This window comes from Pseudomonas sp. LY-1 (assembly GCF_053502595.1).
The window spans coordinates 3,607,962-3,623,941 of the sequence record NZ_CP094353.1; the positions used below are offsets into that span (position 1 = coordinate 3,607,962).

Genomic DNA, 15,980 nt, shown 5'->3' on the forward strand with positions numbered 1-15,980 from the left:
GAGGAGGCTTTTAAACCGTAAACCTCCCTGTTTATAGCCGCTGTGTATTTCATCTAATGAAAAAGTCACAGGTCCGAAAGCCTTGGCGTTGAGAAGCGCTCGGCGAAGGACAATGATAATAGATCTCATTTAGATGTTTGTAGCCAATTATTTCTACAAATAGGGGATTCCATGTCATTGCACACCTGCGCACCCGATTCAGACAGCGTTGGCGACGCGCCCGACTGGCCTGCCGCGTTCGCCGAACGCTACCGCCAGGCCGGTTACTGGCAAGACCAGACCTTCGCTCAGGCCCTCGATACGGTCGCCGCGCGCACCCCATCGGCCATTGCGATAACCGACGGCCCCTTGCACCTCAATTACCGCAGCCTGGCAGACCGCTGTCGGCGCCTGGCTGGCGGCTTGCACGCGCTGGGGATCGCAGAGGGCGACAATGTGCTGGTGCATTTGCCCAACGGCGCTGCGTTTATCGAAGTGTGCTTTGCGTTGTTCCGCCTGGGCGCCCGGCCGATCCTCGCCCTGCCCGCCCACCGTCAACATGAGATCGGCGGCTTTTGTGGCTTTGCCCAGGCCTCGGCCTACATCGGCTGCGCTCAATTGGAGGGCTTTGATTGCCGCTCGATGGCGCGCCGACTGGCCGCTGCCAACCCGCTGTTGCGCCATGTGGTGATCGACGGCGATGCGCAGGAGTTCACTGCGTTGAGTGAGCTTTACAACAGCGCGCCGCTGGAACGGGACGCCGGTCGCGCCGACGCCGTGGCGTGTTTCCAGCTGTCGGGAGGCACCACCGGCACGCCAAAGTTGATCCCGAGGTGGCACGCCGAATACCTCTATAACGTGCGCGCCAGCAGCGAAGTCTGCGAGCTGGATGCGCGTACCGTTTACCTCACCGCGTTGCCCATGGCGCATAACTTCACCCTGTGTTGCCCGGGTGTGATCGGCACCCTGCTGGCCGGTGGGCGCGTGGTGTGTACGCGCCGCTCGGACCCGGAGTCCTGCTTTGCGCTGATCAGCGAGCAGCGGGTCACCGTCACCGCCTTGGTGCCGCCGCTGGCGATGCTCTGGCTGGACGCCCAGGACCAGCGCCAGGCCGACCTGTCCAGCCTGCGCGTGCTGCAAGTGGGCGGTGCGAAATTGCTCAGCAGCGCGGCAGAACGGGTCACGCCGACGCTGGGCTGCACCTTGCAACAAGTGCTGGGCATGGCCGAGGGGTTGTTGTGTTTTACCCGCCTGGATGATCGCCCGGATCTGCTGCTGCATACCCAGGGCCGTCCGCTGAGCGCCGATGACGAAGTACGCATTGTCGATGAACAGGGCCAACTGGTGCCCGAGGGTGAAGTGGGTGAACTGCAAGTGCGCGGCCCGTACACCATTCGCGGCTACTATCGCCTGCCCGAACACAATGCCCGGGCGTTCACCGCCGATGGATTCTATTGCAGCGGTGATCGGGTCAGGCGCACCGCCGGCGGTTACCTGGTGGTCGAAGGTCGTGACAAGGACCAGATCAACCGGGGCGGTGAAAAAGTCGCTGCCGAAGAAGTAGAAAACCTGCTGATCGGCCATCCCCAGGTACACGACGCCGCACTGGTGGCGATGCCGGATGCGGTGCTCGGCGAATCCACCTGTGCCTTTATCGTCGCCCGTGACCCGGCGCCCTCGGCCTTCGCACTCAAGCATTACCTGCGCGGCCACGGCCTGGCGGCGTTCAAGGTGCCGGACCGTATCGAGTTCGTCGCACACTTCCCGCACACCGGCGTGGGCAAAGTCAGCCGCAAAGACCTGCGCGAGCGCCTGCGCCAGGCCTGGCTGCAGAGTGCCGCTTCGTGAACCTGCACGACGAACGCTGGGTACGCGCTTATCGACTCACGCCCATGCCACGCTGGCGATGGGTGTGTTTCGCGCATGCCGGGGGCAGTGCGAGTTTCTTCCGCGACTGGGTCCACGCCCTGCCCGCCGACATCGACCTGTTGGCCATCCAATACCCGGGCCGCGAAGACCGTTTCAGCGAGCCGTGCCTGACCGACATGCAGCGCCTCGCCGACGGTGCCGCGCACGCGTTGTCGTGTTACGCCGACCGGCCGCTGGTGTTGTTCGGCCATAGCCTGGGGGCGGTGGTGGCATATGAAGTGGCGACGCGCCTGGAACAACGGGCAATCGCCGTCGACCACCTGTTCGTGTCCGCCCACCCGGCACCGCAGCGCCAACGCGGCGGGCAGTTGCACCTGGGCCCCGACGCGGCCTTGCTGGACGATGTGCGGCGCCTGGCCGAGCGCCCCAATGCGTTGCTGGAGAACCCGGCCCTGTGCGAACTGTTCCTGCCCGGCTTGCGCAACGATTACCGCATCGTTGAAACCTACACCTGTGCGCAACCGCGGCCACTCAAGAGCCGCATCGGGGTGTTCTACCCCGAGCAAGACCCGGAAATCGAGCTTGATGAAGCCATGGCCTGGCAAGCCGCCAGCCACCAGCCACTGCACCTGCAGCGCTGGCAAGGCGGACATTTTTACCTGGTCGAGCAGCGCCAGGCACTCATCGACGCCATCGTCGCGACGCTGTCGACCCCATCGCCCTCCTTGAAGGAAACCTGTCAATGAAAACCCCCGACGCCTGTGATGGCCTGCAGGACCTCCGTCACGCCATCGACTCACTGGACCACCAGATCATCGACCTCATGCGCCAACGCATGGCTTACGTCAAAGCCGCCGCGCGCTTCAAGCCGACCGAAAGCAGCATCGCCGCGCCCGAACGTGTTGCCCAGATGCTCCCGCAACGCCGCGAGTGGGCCGAGCAGGCCGGGCTGGACCCGCACTTCGTCGAAACCCTGTTTGCCCAGATCATCCATTGGTACATCGGCCAGCAAGTGTTGCACTGGCGCGCGATGAGAACGCTGGCATGAGGGCCTTTGCACAGTTGCACGCCCATGCCGAGGAGATGACCGAGGTGTTCGAGCACGCCCAGCGGCGTGCCGTCGAACAAGGTGAACCGGTGTTGGCCAGTTACTCGATGAGGATCGCCCCGCTGGACTTGCTGGCGCTGTTTGGCAGCGTCGACCAACCTGGCGCCGAGTGCCTGTTCTGGCGGGCCCCGGAAGACGACAAAAGCCTGTTCGGCTGGGGGGTGGCGGCGGAGCTGAGCAGCGCGGGCACACAGCGTTTTGCCTCGGTCGACGCGCAATGGCGACACTGGCTGCAAAGCGCAGTGATACACGGCCCGCTGGCGCCTTCGGTGTGCGGCGGCTTTCGATTCGATCATCAGGTCAAGGCCAGCCCCGCCTGGCAGGGTTTTGGCGATGCGTCCCTGTGGCTGATGACGCTATTGCTGGTGCGCGACGGTGCAGACTGTTGGCTGGTGTGCCAACAGCGCGTCGCGCCCAGCGATGCGGCGCGTTGCTGTTGCGAGCACGTACTGAAGGAGTGGAACACGCTGATGGATCGCTACGTCAGCGGCGCGCCCTCGACGGCTGCACGGCAGCACACCCGCGACCAGAGCCTGCCGCGGGCCTGCTGGGAAAGCAAAGTCGCGCATGCCCTGGACGTGTTGCGCGACACCGCGTTGAACAAGGTGGTGCTGGCGCGGGAAGTGGTCAGCGAATTTTCCCGGCCTATCAGTGCCGGGCGCACCTTGGCTGCCCTGGCGATCAACGACCCCACGGCGTACTTGTTTGCGTTTCGACGCAACCACGCGTGTTTTATCGGCGCCTCCCCGGAGCGCCTGGTCAAACTGCACAACGGTCACCTGCAAACCCTCGCGCTGGCGGGCACAGCCCGGCGCGATCCCTGCCCGGAGCAGGATGCGCAACTGGCGCAAACGCTGCTCGACTGCCAGAAGAACCAGCATGAGCACGCCGTGGTGGTGCAGATCATTCAGCGTGACCTGGCGCCCTGGGTACGCCCGTTGCACGTTCCCCCGGCGCCGCACATCAAGCGGCTCAGCCGCGTGCAGCACTTGGCGACGCTGATCGAAGGCGCACTGCGCCCGCAGAGCAGTTTGCTGGACATGGTCGCAGTCCTGCACCCGACGCCCGCGGTCGGCGGCCATGAGCGCGGCCAGGCGCTGGAGCATATTCGCCAATTCGAGGGCTTTGACCGTGGCTGGTACGCAGCGCCGTTAGGCTGGCTGGATGCCCACGGCAACGGCGAATTCATCGTCGGTTTGCGCAGCGCCTTGCTCAACGGCAACCAAGCCCGTCTATTTGCCGGCTGTGGCATCGTCGAACACTCCGACCCTGCCAGCGAATACGACGAAACCTGCATCAAATTGGCGGGCATGCGCGCCGCGTTGCAGGTATAACCCGCTGCCCGATGCTTGAATCAAGTCCGGCGCAGGCCTACCCTGCACACGGAAAATTCACCCTCTGAGTCAGGAAGACCTTACATGTGGGATGGCAACGTTACCTTTGGTGATTCATGGGCCGGCTACATTGGCCGCGCGGATCAGAACACTGCCCACTCCCATGTTGCCATTCAGCTGTGCATCGGCGTACACCAGCCCGTCACCCTGGAGCTGCCCGGCCAGTCGATCCGCGCGGCCGGCGTGATCATCGGGCCCAATGTCGAGCACCGTGCCGTGCCCGACATTCATCCGGTGGCCTTTGTCTACGTCAACCCGGATACCCCGTTGGGGCGTGCGCTCAACGCGTTGCTGCAAGACAATGGCATTGCCCTGGCCAGTGACGAACTGCTCGAGTGCTTTCGCCACTCCAGCTCCCTGTCTCAGTTTGTGGAAGCGCTGGGGCGCTTGCTGGCGATTACGTCGCCCATCGACCAACGCCTCTACAAGGCCTTGAACATTCTGCGCCTGGACCGCGACGGTCCGGGCTCCGTCAGCCGCGCCGCGAGTGCGGTCGGCCTGTCCAGCCCGCGCTTGCGCTATGTCGCCACGCACCAGATGGGCGTGTCGCTGTCCCAATGGATCATCTGGAACAAACTCGAGCGCGCGTCCAAATCCCTCGCTGACGGTTCCACCTTGTCGGATGCCGCCGCCGACGGCGGCTTTTCCGACCAGGCGCACTTGGCCCGCATCATGCGCCGCATGATTGGCATGACGCCCCGCACCGCTGCCAGGGTTTTGCGAAAGACAAGCGTTTCGTTCAAGACGCATTGATATCAAAAAGCCAATATCGATCGCATCTTATTCGCGAAAACGATAAGCGCTGATTGCCGGCCTTACACAGCACCTCAGCGCTACCGACAGTGAATGCAAGAGTGTTCGCCAGGGGTATCCGTGCCCGGGATTTGGCGGAACGCACCGTTAATTCTTTCGATGAGTCCGCAGGAAGCGTCCTACATGTCAGAACAGCAAAAATTAACCGTCCTTCTCACGGGGGGCTCAGGCGTACTCGGTGAATCACTGATCGACTGCCTGGCAGAGGACTTTGACCTGGTATGCCTGGCGCGTAAAAGCCGCATTCGCCACCCGCGAGTGGAGGTGCTCAAGGGCGATATATGCAGCCCGCGACTGGGGCTGGACGTCGGCGCTTATGAAGCGCTGCTCAAGCGTGTCGATTGGGTGATCCACGCCGCAGCGGTGACCCGCATGGATGGCGATATCGACCAGATCTTTTCGGTGAACTACCTCGGCACCGAAAACGTCGTGAACTTTGTCCAGCAAGCCAACGTGCCGCTTTACCACATCAGCACCGCCTTCACCCATCCGTGCGACTACTACGAAGGCGTGCAAGCAGAAACGCCTTACGAAGTCGCCAAGCGCCAGGCTGAAACGCTGGTGCGCTCGGCAGGTATCGATGTTTCGATCTTTCGTCCCTCCATCATCATCGGCGACTCGGACAGCGGGCACATGCCCAACTTCCAGGGGTTTCATATGACCATGGGGCTGATGATGTCCGGCGTGCTGCCTATCGTGCCCTGCCCGCCTGCCGGGTATATCGACTTGATCGCCCGTGACGTGGCGGCGCGGGCGATTGCCAACGCGTTGCGCCAGCGCTTGATCGGCGCAGACTATTTTCTCACCAGCGGCCCGCAGGCGCTTGATCTCAACGGCCTGTTGGACCTGATGTGCCAATCCATGGAAGCCCAGGCCCAAGCCTTCACCCGGCCGCGCTGCATGGCGCCGGATATTTATGAGCGGCTGATCCGCCCAGTGTTCCTCCCGGCACTGACCGGCAATATCCAGGCCGCGCTGGGCCGCGCCAACCAGCTGTGTCGCTATGCCTGCCTGCGTACCCCGCTGCCCACGTCACTCCCTGAGTTGCTCGGCGAACCGGCGTTCAGCGCACGGGATGTCAGCCGTGAGTTACTGCTCTCGCTCAACCACTTGGCGCCCAAGCTGGGCGCGTTGACGCGCATGCTCAAGCAGCCGATGCCAACCGTCGCACAGGCGTCAGTCGCATGAACCCGCTTCTTACCGAACCCGCAGCCGACGCCGCACAGGTCGACCAGTACTTCCGCCAGCACGTGAATTCAGGGTATGCGCGCCTCGCGTCGTTGATGAATTTGCCGATCGAACAGTCCAGCCATGGCGTTTATATCTACGACAGCCAAGGCCGCAAGTACCTGGATGCCGGCGGCTATGGCGTATTTTTCCTCGGCCACGGCCACCCGGTGGTGGTGGCGGCCGTCACCCGGCAGCTGCAGCAAAACGCCCTGGCCAGCAAGCTGTTGCTCAACCCGCAACAGGCTTTCGCCGCGCAAGCCCTGGCTGCGCATTGCCCTGGCAACTTGGACTATGTGTTCTTTTGCAACTCAGGTGTCGAGGCCACCGAAGCCGGCCTGAAACTCGCCCGGCTCAACGGCTGCCGCCGCACGCTGTCGACCCTCGGCGGCTTCCACGGCAAGACCCTCGGCGCACTCGCCGTCACCGGCCGCGAAAGCTACCGCGAGCCGTTCAGCGGCCTGCTCAGTGAAAGCACGTTCGTCCCCTTCGGCGACAGCGCCGCGCTGGAACAGCAATTGCGCGCTTCGCCGGACAAGGCCTGTGTGATTCTCGAACCGATCCAGGCCGAAGCGGGTGTGATCCTCGCGCCGCCAGGCTACCTGACACGTGTCCGCGCACTGTGCGACCAGTACGGCGCCGTGCTGATCATCGACGAAATCCAGTCCGGCATGGGCCGTACCGGCCATTGGTGGGCATGCGACCAGGAACAGGTGGTGCCCGACATCATGCTGGTGGGCAAAAGCCTGTCCGGTGGCTGCGTGCCGGTCAGTGCCATGGTCGCCAGCGCGGCGATTTACGCGCCGTTCAACCGCAACCCCACGGTGCATACCTCGACCTTCGGCGCCAACCCGCTGGCCATGGCGGCCGTGCAGGCCACGTTGCAAGTGATGGTGCAGGAAGACCTCGTGGAACGTGCCCGGCTGATGGGCCAGGACCTGCACGCCCGCTTCAGCGCGCTGTTGCAGCAGAGGGGCCTGGCCGAGCGCGTCAAGTTGCGCAGTGCCGGCTTGTTGCTGGGCTTTGAATTCAGCGACGCCTCGGTCGCCGCGAACATGGTCATGGCCCTGATCGAACAGCAAATCATTGTGTGCCACTCGCTCAATGACCACCGGGTCGTCAGGCTCACGCCTTCCCCGCTGCTGACAGCCCAGGATTGCAATCGGTTGATCGAGGGGTTCGCCCACGCGCTGACCACCTCAATACCATCCCTTTGATTGGAGTTTCCCCCATGCAAGAAGTCAACGTACTGGCCCACATCCCCAGTGCCTGCGCTGATGAAGTCTTTGCCGTGATCAGCGACTTCAGCAACTACGTCGAGCTGTGCGAGTCGGTGCGCAATATCACGATCAATAAGGTCAGCGACCAGGTGTCGCTCACCTCCTGGGAAGTCAATTTCCACAGCGGCATTCTCAAGTGGCAGGAGCGTGACACGTTCAATGCCCAGACCCGGGAAATCCACTTCGAGCAAATGAGCGGCGATGTCGATCACTTCTCCGGCACCTGGCAAGTACTGGCGGACGGCAAAGACGCGGTCATCACCTTCGCGTCGCGCTTTGACCTGGGCCTGCCGATGCTCGCCGACATGCTCGACCCCGTGGCCCACAAAGCCATCCGCGACAACATTCACTCGATCATCACCGGTCTGTTCCCGGCGAGTTACTTGAAGGCCTGAACCATGTCCCTTTCACTGTTGAATCGCTCGCGTGCCTTGCTGCACAGCTACGCCCCAGGTTTTGACGAACGCCTGGCGAGCATCGCATTCGCCGAACGCGAAGCGCCGCCTAGCGAAGTCATCGCCCTGTTCAAGCAACAAGGGCCGGTCGGCCTGTTGGTCAATCGTGCCGCGGGCGGGTTGGGCGCGGGCATCCTTGATGCCGTGCATGTGCAGATCGCCCTGGGCGCGCGTTCACCCTCGCTGGCGGTGGCCAGCACCATGCATCAGTTTTCCGTGGCGAGCCTGTTGGCCCTCACCCAGAACGGCGGCGGCGCCGAAGGTTTGCTGTTGGCGGCGGTCGCACAAAAGCGCTTGCTGCTGTCCTCGGGGTTTGCCGAAGGCAACTCGGGCGCCGGCATTCTCGATTCGAACATGCAGGCGCTGCAAACCCCTGAAGGTGTATTGCTCAGCGGCAGCAAAAAGCCCTGCTGCCTGGGTCAGTCGATGGACTTGCTCACCGCCAGCTACACCCGCCAGACCGCCGAGGGCGAAGAGCTGATGGTCGCACTGATTCCGGCGAATGCACCGGGCATCACGCGGTCGCCGTTCTGGCAGAACAGCGCACTGGCCGCCGCCGAAAGCATCGAGGTGCGCCTCAACGAAGTCTTCGTGCCCGAACGCATGTTGTTTTCCGCCGGCTACAAACACCTGTTGGGCGACGTGCAAACCGTCGGTTTCATCTGGTTCGAGCTGTTGATTTGCGCGTCCTACGTGGGGGCCTGCGCCGGTTTGGTCGAGTCTGTGATCGAGGCCGGGCGCTGGACACCCCATCACCGCGTGGAGCTGGCGGCTCAGCTGCAACTGGCGATCAGTGCGCTGGAAGGCGCGGCGCTGGATATCGAACGCAACCCGCAGGACCTGCCGAACGTGCTGGCCCGCCTGCTGCTGGTGCGCTACGGCATCGAACAACTGCTCACCGAGCTTTCGGACCAGGCCCACGCCATGCTCGGTGGGATGGCGTTTATCACCAGCAACCAGAGTTCGAACTGGTTGATGGCCTGCCGTGGCCTGCAGTTTCACCCGCCGGCGAAGATCTCGATGGCGAGCAACCTCGACACCTACTTGTCCCACTCAACCTTCAGCATCGCCGGAGCGCACCCATGAACCTGCTCGGAAAAATCGTCGTGATCACCGGAACCGCGCGCGGCCTCGGTTACGCGGCGGCCTGCACATTGAAAAAACAGGGCGCCACCGTGATCGGCCTGGACATTCTTGCGCCACAAGAGCCCGGGTTGTTGGATGGGTTTTATCAAGTCGACCTGTGTGACCGAACGGCGCTGGCGCAGGTGATTGGTGCCATCAGCACCGACTTCGGCGACATCGATATCCTGGTGAATAACGCCGGCACCCTGACCCTGGAACGCGGTGAAACCGGCGTCACCGACGCAGTCACCCGCGCGGTGGATGTGAACCTGTTCGCGCCATGGCAACTGGTGGCCGGGTTCCTGCCGGGGTTGCTGCGCAAGCGCGGCAAAGTGGTCAACGTGTCGTCGCTGTTTGCCCTGGTGAACGCGCCTTATGTGGCCGCATACGCTGCCAGCAAACGCGCGCTGAGTGCTTATTCGGACGTGCTGCGCATGCAATATCGCGGGCAGCTCGACGTGGTCACCGTGTACCCGGGCTTTATCGACACCGCCATTCACTTGCCCGCCCAGCGCGTGGGTTTGTCGGTCAAGCGCCTGGTGACGTTCATGTGGGGTGACAGGACCCTGCTGTCTCTCGAAGAGAAACTCGATGCCGCCGCCGATGGCCTGGTTCGCGCCTGCCAAAAAGACGGCCTGCGCAACCGCGGGCTGACCTTTATGGGCACGCTGGCCATGTACACCGCGCGTATCGCACCAAGTGTGGTCGACGCCTTTATCGCCCTGCGCCTGCGCACGCTGACCCGCGGCGGGCACCTCGCGCTCAAACCTGAACTGATCGAGTAACGCGTTGCCAATGGCCAGACAACTCCACAGCAAGCCTCAGGTCCGCCTCGATCGCGCCTTGTTCAAGGCCCGGTCGGGTGAGTCCCTGTTGATCATCGGTTACGCCTTGTGCCTCTTCCTGCTGCCCCTCGCGCTGTTTGTGTGGGTGGCGAACACGGCCGCCACCCTGTGGGTGTTGCTGTGCTCGCCCCTTTGGGTGCTGGCCGGGTACGGGTGGTTTCTGCAAGCGATCCTCGGGCATGAAGGTTTCCACTTCAACCTGAGCAGCAGGCCTATGCACAGTTGCTACCTGGGCATTCTCACCAGTTCGTTGCTGCCTGGATTCTGCGTGACCGGTTACTTCGTCGACCATTGGCAACACCATCGCTACAGCAACAGCGAACAGGACCCGGACTATCGGCACTTCTCGCGTTATCGGAGCCTGTTTAGCCGCCTTGCGCTGTCACGGTTGATGGCCACCTCGAACTATCTGCAGGCGACGTTGCGCCTGGCTTTCGGCCCGCCGGTCAGCCCATCGCCCTTGCCTTCGCCTTTGAGCGCAGCCCAGGTGCGACGACTGGCGCGCTGCAATATCGCGTGCCAGGTCGGCTGGTTGAGCGTGTACGCGGTCGCCCTGTGGCAGATCGACGGGCTGCTGCTTGGGTTTGCCTTGAGCCTGGCGGTTGCGTTCCTGCTCTCGGCAGTCAATGCCTATCAGGAACATGCCTTCAGCGAGGGCCATGACCAGCCCCCTGCCCGCTCGCGTACCTCGCGCCTGAGCACCTGGCTGCACGCCGGCGCGAACTTTCACCTGGAACATCACTTTTATCCAGCGGTGCCGTGCTGGCGCCTGCCCAAGGTCCACCGCCAACTGCTGGACGCGGGGTGGTATGCAGACCGGCAATACCTGCTGGAGACACGCTTCATACCGTCCTTCAAGTACGCCTCCGGTCGCCATCCTTACCGTGGCGACACGCTGAACGACTGAACGGTCCCCTTGCTTTTCCCATGGATTTTGGCCTGAACCGTCAGGCCGCAGGAGCAGCTATGCCTTTTGATATCGACCGCCACATTGAAACCGAGCGCGCCCAGTTATTCGGCCACCCGCTTTTCGCCAATATCCGCACCGTTGAAGATGTACGCACACTGATGGAATTTCATGTGTTTGCCGTATGGGACTTCATGACCCTGCTCAAGCGCATCCAGCGCGACCTCACCTGTGTGGAGTTGCCGTGGGTACCGCCAACGCATATCACGGCGGCGCGCTTGATCAATGAAATCGTGGTCGGCGAAGAAACCGACGAACACCCCGATGGCGGCTTTATCAGCCACCTGGACCTGTACCTGACCGCCATGGATGAAATCGGCGCCGACAGCTCGGTATTCCGCCGTTTCCTCGCTGCCATCCAGGCCAAGGAACCGCTGGCCAAGGCCCTCAGCGACCGCGATATCCCATTGGCGGCCAAAGTGTTCATGTGCCAGACGCTCGATGTGGCGCAACACGGCACCACCGAAGCGGTGTTGGCGTACTTCTTCTTTGGCCGTGAAGACATCATCCCCGACATGTTCGGACGCCTGCTGTCGCAATGGTCGGTCAGCGAAACCGAGGTGCCGATGCTCACCTATTACTTGAAGCGCCACATCGAAATGGATGGCGACGATCACGGCCCGGCCGCTAAACGCATCATCGCTGAAATCGTCACCACCCCTGTGCAGCACCAGCACATGGTCGAAAGCGCCAAGACCGCGATCAAATCGCGCATCGATTTGTGGGATGGCGTGCATCACTTCCTGCAGCACAAAGCGCAACACGCCACGGACCGCCCTGAGTGCCTAAGCCTCGCATGACCACAGGGAGCAGGACATGACCAAAGGTAAATTGATAAAACTGACACTGTGCGGCGTTGTGGTCGGTGGGTTACTGCTGCTCGGCTGGCAGCGTTGGCAGTATTCCAACGCTTACGTGAGTACCGATAACGCCGAGCTCGATGGCGTGATCATTCCGGTGCGCGCCAAGCTCTCGGGCGTGGTGATGAGCGTGCCGGTGACAGACAACCTCACGGTGCAAAGCGGTGATCTGCTGTTTCAGATCCGCGACAGCGAATATCAATACCAGGTCGAGCAGCGTGAGGCGCAATGGCAGGCGTTGCTTGCCGCCGCAGGGCGCGGCGGCGGTCCGGGTGCGTTGGACAGCCAGGTCCTCGGCGCGGTCGCAATGCGCCAGGCGGCGCAAGCGGCGCTGGCACAATCCAGCGCCAATCTGGAGCAGGCGCGCAACGACTACGGGCGCGCCCGCCGCCTGGGCGCGCAAGGGGTGTTGAGCACTCAGGATCTCGAGGTGGCCAAGGCGCGTTTCGACGCCCTGAGCCACGCCCAGGAAGTGGCACGCGGCAATGCCCAGGCTGCCGCGCAAAGCACCTTGGCCAACAAAGCCGAACTGAAAGTGCAGGACTACCGGATCGCGGCGGCGCAAGCCGAACTGGAACAGGCCCGGATCAAGCTGCACGACACTCGTCAGACCGCGCCGGTGCGCAGCATTGTCTCGAAAAAAGAAGTCGAGCCGGGCCAATTCGTGGTCGCCGGGCAGAAGCTGTTGAGCCTGATTGCCACCGACCCGCTGTGGATTACCGCCAACTTCAAGGAAACCCAGGTCGGGCGCGTGCGGGTCGGCCAGTTGGCCAAGGTCACTGTGGATGCGTTTCCCGGGCAGGCTTTCGACGGGGTGGTCGAGAGCCTCGCTCCGGCTACCGGCGCAAAGTTTTCACTGCTGCCCCAAGAGAACGCTACCGGCAATTTCACCAAGGTGGTGCAGCGCGTCCAGGTCAGGATTGCCCTCAAAGACGTGCCGGATGACTACAAAGCCTTGTTGAGCCCCGGCATGAGCGCCTTCGTCGAAGTCGCCACGCAACAGCACGGCAGCCACACGCTATGAAGTCGCCGTATCTGATTGCGCTGACCGTGACGCTGGTGTCGATGATGGAACTGCTCGACGTGACCATCGTCAACGTGGCGATTCCCAGCCTGATGGGCACCTACGGGGCGTCGGTCGATGAAATCTCCTGGGTATCCACCGGCTACGTGGTGGCCAACGTGGTGATCCTGCCGGTCAGCGGCTGGCTGTCGGCCTGGTTCGGGCGGCGCACTTATTACCTGGTCTCCACGGCGGTGTTCGTGCTGGCATCCGTGGGCTGCGCCTTTTCCGCCGAACTCTGGCAACTGGTGGCGTTCCGCGTACTGCAAGGCTTGGCGGGCGGCGGGTTGCTGGGGATTTCACAAGCAATCATTTACGACGTATTCCCCAAGGAGAAGGTCAGCAGCGGCATGGCGTTGTACGGCGTTGGCGTGATGATGGGGCCGACGTTGGGCCCCACCGTCGGCGGCTATCTGATCGACACCTTGTCCTGGCATTGGATATTCCTGATCAATCTGCCTATCGGTGCTGTGGCCCTGCTGCTGTGCTGGCTGTGCATCGGCGATTCCGCCAATGAAAGCAAACCCAGCAGCGTCGACTACAGCGGCTTCTGCCTGCTGGCCCTGGGCGTCGGCAGCCTGCAGATCCTGCTGGAGCGCGGCGAGCATTGGGACTGGATGGAATCGAACTGGACGGTTGCCTGCCTGTTGCTCAGCAGCTTCAGCCTGGTGGGGTTCTTCTGGTGGGAACGGCGCGCGACCAACCCGATCGTCAATGTGGCGTTGTTTCAGAACCGCGAGTTTTTGATGGGCTGCATCTGCGCGTTTTGCGTGGGCTTCGGGCTGTACAGCACGTTATTCATGGTGCCGCTGTTTTTGCAGACGTTGCTGGCGCAGAGCGCGTACCAGAGCGGGCTGGTGATTTTCCCCGGAGCGGTGGCCAGTGCTATCAGCACCTTGGTGATCGGCAAGCTGTCCCAGGAAAACAAGATCGACGAGCGCGTGTTCGTGACCTTGGGCATCGTCATGTACTGCTACGCGATGTTCCTGCACACCCAGTTCACCCTCGACAGCAACCCGGACACGCTCTATTGGCCCCTGGTGATTCGCGGCCTGGGCCTGGGCATGATCTTCGTACCGCTGACCAACCTGGCCATGCGCCGTCTGCCGCTGACGTTGATCTCGGGCGCCTCGGGCGTGCTCAACCTGATGCGCCAGTTGGGCGGCAGCGTCGGCATCGCCATTGCCGCGACCCTGCTCACGCGGTTCTCGTGGGAGCGCTATCGCCTGCTGTCCGAGCATGTGACCGAGTCCAGCCTGGTTGCCAGTGGCTGGGGCGGCGTGGAATCCAACCCGCTGTTTCTGTCCCTGAACCTTGCAAGCCATCAACAAGCCTTGGCCCTGATGCCTTACCTGCAAGCGCGTGAACAAGCGCAAATGCTGGCCTTCAGCATGCTGTTCGGCACATTGGGCGCGGTCATGGCCATCGGCGTTCCCATGGTGCTGATGATGCGCAGAAGCACCCTCAGCCGATAACTTCTCCAGTGGAGCACATCCCCTTGCGTATTCCAGGGCTGCATCTCGACCCGATCACACTGCTCACTTTCCTGTGCGGCCTCAGCCTCGCCTGCTGCCCGGCCAATGCGGCGGCGGAAGACTTGTACCAGCTGTACCAGAAGGCGCTGACCCACGACATGAAGTTCGCCGCTGCACAGGCGCAACAATTGGCCACCGCGGAAAAAGAACCGCAAAGCCGTGCCAACCTGTTACCGGACCTGTCGGTCACCGGCGGCGCGGCGTGGGTCGATGCCGAGGATTCGTCCGACTACCATCGCAACCGCAATAACACCAACGCCTATGCCGTGGTTCTCACCCAACCGCTGTTGCGCTGGCAGAGTGTGGTTGCCCACGACCAAAGCAAACTGATGATCAGCGCCAGCGAGGTGCAGACCGAACAAGCGCGCCAGGACCTGATGCTGCGTGTCGCCCGCGCCTACTTCGACGTACTGCTTAACCAGGAACTGCTGAACACCCGCACGCAACAGTTGCAAACCCTGCAGGAGAGCCAGGACCGCACCCGGCGTTTGTTGGCCGACGGCGCCAGCACCCACAACGCGCTCGAACAGGTTCAGGCCAAATACGACCAGGCCTTCGCCGAGCAAATCGCCGCACGCGGCGCGCTGGATATCGCCACCGAAGCCCTCACCCAATTGACCGCCGCCCAGGCGCGCCCATGGTCGGGCAAGGAGCCACAATTCAGCGCTCCGGTGCCCGCCGCGATCGGCGCCTGGGCCACCACCGCGCAACAAGGCAACCTCGCCGTGCAGCGGGCGCAGATTGCCCAGCGCCTGGCCGAAATGGACATCGACAAGGAACAAGCCGGCCACTTGCCGACGCTTGACCTGATCGCCGCCCATGGCCGTTTTGCCTCGGTCGGCGGCGATGTGTACGACATCACCCTGCCGGAGAATCGTTATAACCAGACGGTGGTCGGGGTCAAACTGAGCGTGCCACTGTATGGCGGCGGCCGTACCAGCAGCCGCGTGCGCGAAGCCCATGCGTTGCAGAGCAAAGCCCTGGATGAACTCGAAGATGCGCGCCGCAGCGCCGGGCTGATGGCCCGCCAGGCCTACCTGCAAGTGACCAGCGGCATGAGCCAATACCAGGCGCTCAAGCAGGCGCTGAAATCCAGCCAGGTCAACCTCACGTCGGTGACCCACGGCTTCGAGGCCGGTGCGCGCATCAACACGGAGGTGCTGGACGCACAGCAGAAAGTCACGGACACCCAGCAACGTTTGGCCCAGCAACGCTACGCGATTCTGCTCGCGCAGCTCAATCTGCTGGCGTCGACGGGGAACCTGAACGACGTGCGTCTGCGTGAGGTCAGTCGCCTGCTCGATTGAACCCGGTGCGCGCCCCATTCAGCCCATGTACCTGAGCCATTGAATTCAGGGTTCGATAATCGAACGGGTTCCCACTTCTGCCGTTCAAGTTCACTGCGTGAATGCGGATAGCACGATCACTATTACTTAAGTGGTCTGCGGAGTATGCCCATG

Annotated in this window: 15 protein-coding genes; all 15 read left to right on the forward strand. The window is 62.7% G+C overall.

Going from position 1 to position 15,980, the window contains the following annotated elements; genetic code table 11:
• Positions 1–171: 171 nt before the first annotated feature.
• The 15 genes from MOQ67_RS16460 to MOQ67_RS16530 all read left to right on the forward strand — a co-directional run bounded on the left by MOQ67_RS16460 (position 172) and on the right by MOQ67_RS16530 (position 15,827).
• Entirely contained in the window at positions 172–1,827 is a 1,656-nt protein-coding gene (locus MOQ67_RS16460; RefSeq protein ID WP_198717532.1) for a (2,3-dihydroxybenzoyl)adenylate synthase, read from the forward strand.
• The gene (locus MOQ67_RS16465) at positions 1,824–2,594 is read left to right on the forward strand and encodes a thioesterase II family protein (protein WP_284694040.1); all 771 of its coding nucleotides are present in this window, start codon (positions 1,824–1,826) and stop codon (positions 2,592–2,594) included. The genes MOQ67_RS16460 and MOQ67_RS16465 overlap by 4 nt, the downstream gene beginning before the upstream one ends.
• Entirely contained in the window at positions 2,591–2,896 is a 306-nt protein-coding gene (locus MOQ67_RS16470; protein ID WP_198717531.1) for an isochorismate lyase, read from the forward strand. The genes MOQ67_RS16465 and MOQ67_RS16470 overlap by 4 nt, the downstream gene beginning before the upstream one ends.
• Positions 2,893–4,290 carry an isochorismate synthase gene (locus tag MOQ67_RS16475; protein ID WP_198717530.1) on the forward strand — a complete coding sequence of 466 codons (1,398 nt, stop codon included), beginning with the start codon at positions 2,893–2,895 and terminating at the stop codon, positions 4,288–4,290. Before MOQ67_RS16470 ends, MOQ67_RS16475 begins: the two co-directional genes overlap by 4 nt.
• Before the next feature lie 84 nt (positions 4,291–4,374).
• Complete coding sequence (locus MOQ67_RS16480) at positions 4,375–5,103, forward strand: helix-turn-helix domain-containing protein (RefSeq protein WP_017849079.1); 729 nt, start codon at positions 4,375–4,377, stop codon at positions 5,101–5,103.
• Between the two features lie 183 nt (positions 5,104–5,286).
• Positions 5,287–6,351, forward strand: coding sequence for an SDR family oxidoreductase (locus MOQ67_RS16485; protein ID WP_017849078.1), 1,065 nt, complete (start codon positions 5,287–5,289; stop codon positions 6,349–6,351).
• Complete coding sequence (locus MOQ67_RS16490; RefSeq protein ID WP_448675525.1) at positions 6,348–7,607, forward strand: aspartate aminotransferase family protein; 1,260 nt, start codon at positions 6,348–6,350, stop codon at positions 7,605–7,607. The genes MOQ67_RS16485 and MOQ67_RS16490 overlap by 4 nt, the downstream gene beginning before the upstream one ends.
• 14 nt (positions 7,608–7,621) lie before the next feature.
• Positions 7,622–8,065, forward strand: coding sequence for a type II toxin-antitoxin system RatA family toxin (locus MOQ67_RS16495; protein ID WP_046489543.1), 444 nt, complete (start codon positions 7,622–7,624; stop codon positions 8,063–8,065).
• A gap of 3 nt (positions 8,066–8,068) precedes the next feature.
• The gene (locus MOQ67_RS16500) at positions 8,069–9,211 is read left to right on the forward strand and encodes an acyl-CoA dehydrogenase family protein (RefSeq protein WP_017849075.1); all 1,143 of its coding nucleotides are present in this window, start codon (positions 8,069–8,071) and stop codon (positions 9,209–9,211) included.
• The gene (locus MOQ67_RS16505; RefSeq protein ID WP_017849074.1) at positions 9,208–10,035 is read left to right on the forward strand and encodes an SDR family NAD(P)-dependent oxidoreductase; all 828 of its coding nucleotides are present in this window, start codon (positions 9,208–9,210) and stop codon (positions 10,033–10,035) included. Before MOQ67_RS16500 ends, MOQ67_RS16505 begins: the two co-directional genes overlap by 4 nt.
• Positions 10,036–10,045: 10 nt before the next feature.
• Entirely contained in the window at positions 10,046–11,002 is a 957-nt protein-coding gene (locus MOQ67_RS16510; protein ID WP_198717529.1) for a fatty acid desaturase, read from the forward strand.
• Between the two features lie 59 nt (positions 11,003–11,061).
• Positions 11,062–11,862 carry a DUF3050 domain-containing protein gene (locus MOQ67_RS16515; protein WP_017849072.1) on the forward strand — a complete coding sequence of 267 codons (801 nt, stop codon included), beginning with the start codon at positions 11,062–11,064 and terminating at the stop codon, positions 11,860–11,862.
• A gap of 16 nt (positions 11,863–11,878) precedes the next feature.
• Complete coding sequence (locus MOQ67_RS16520) at positions 11,879–12,946, forward strand: HlyD family secretion protein (RefSeq protein WP_046489549.1); 1,068 nt, start codon at positions 11,879–11,881, stop codon at positions 12,944–12,946.
• Positions 12,943–14,460 carry a DHA2 family efflux MFS transporter permease subunit gene (locus tag MOQ67_RS16525; protein ID WP_017849070.1) on the forward strand — a complete coding sequence of 506 codons (1,518 nt, stop codon included), beginning with the start codon at positions 12,943–12,945 and terminating at the stop codon, positions 14,458–14,460. Before MOQ67_RS16520 ends, MOQ67_RS16525 begins: the two co-directional genes overlap by 4 nt.
• 23 nt (positions 14,461–14,483) lie before the next feature.
• Positions 14,484–15,827 carry a TolC family outer membrane protein gene (locus MOQ67_RS16530; RefSeq protein ID WP_198717527.1) on the forward strand — a complete coding sequence of 448 codons (1,344 nt, stop codon included), beginning with the start codon at positions 14,484–14,486 and terminating at the stop codon, positions 15,825–15,827.
• The last annotated feature ends 153 nt before the right edge of the window (positions 15,828–15,980 follow it).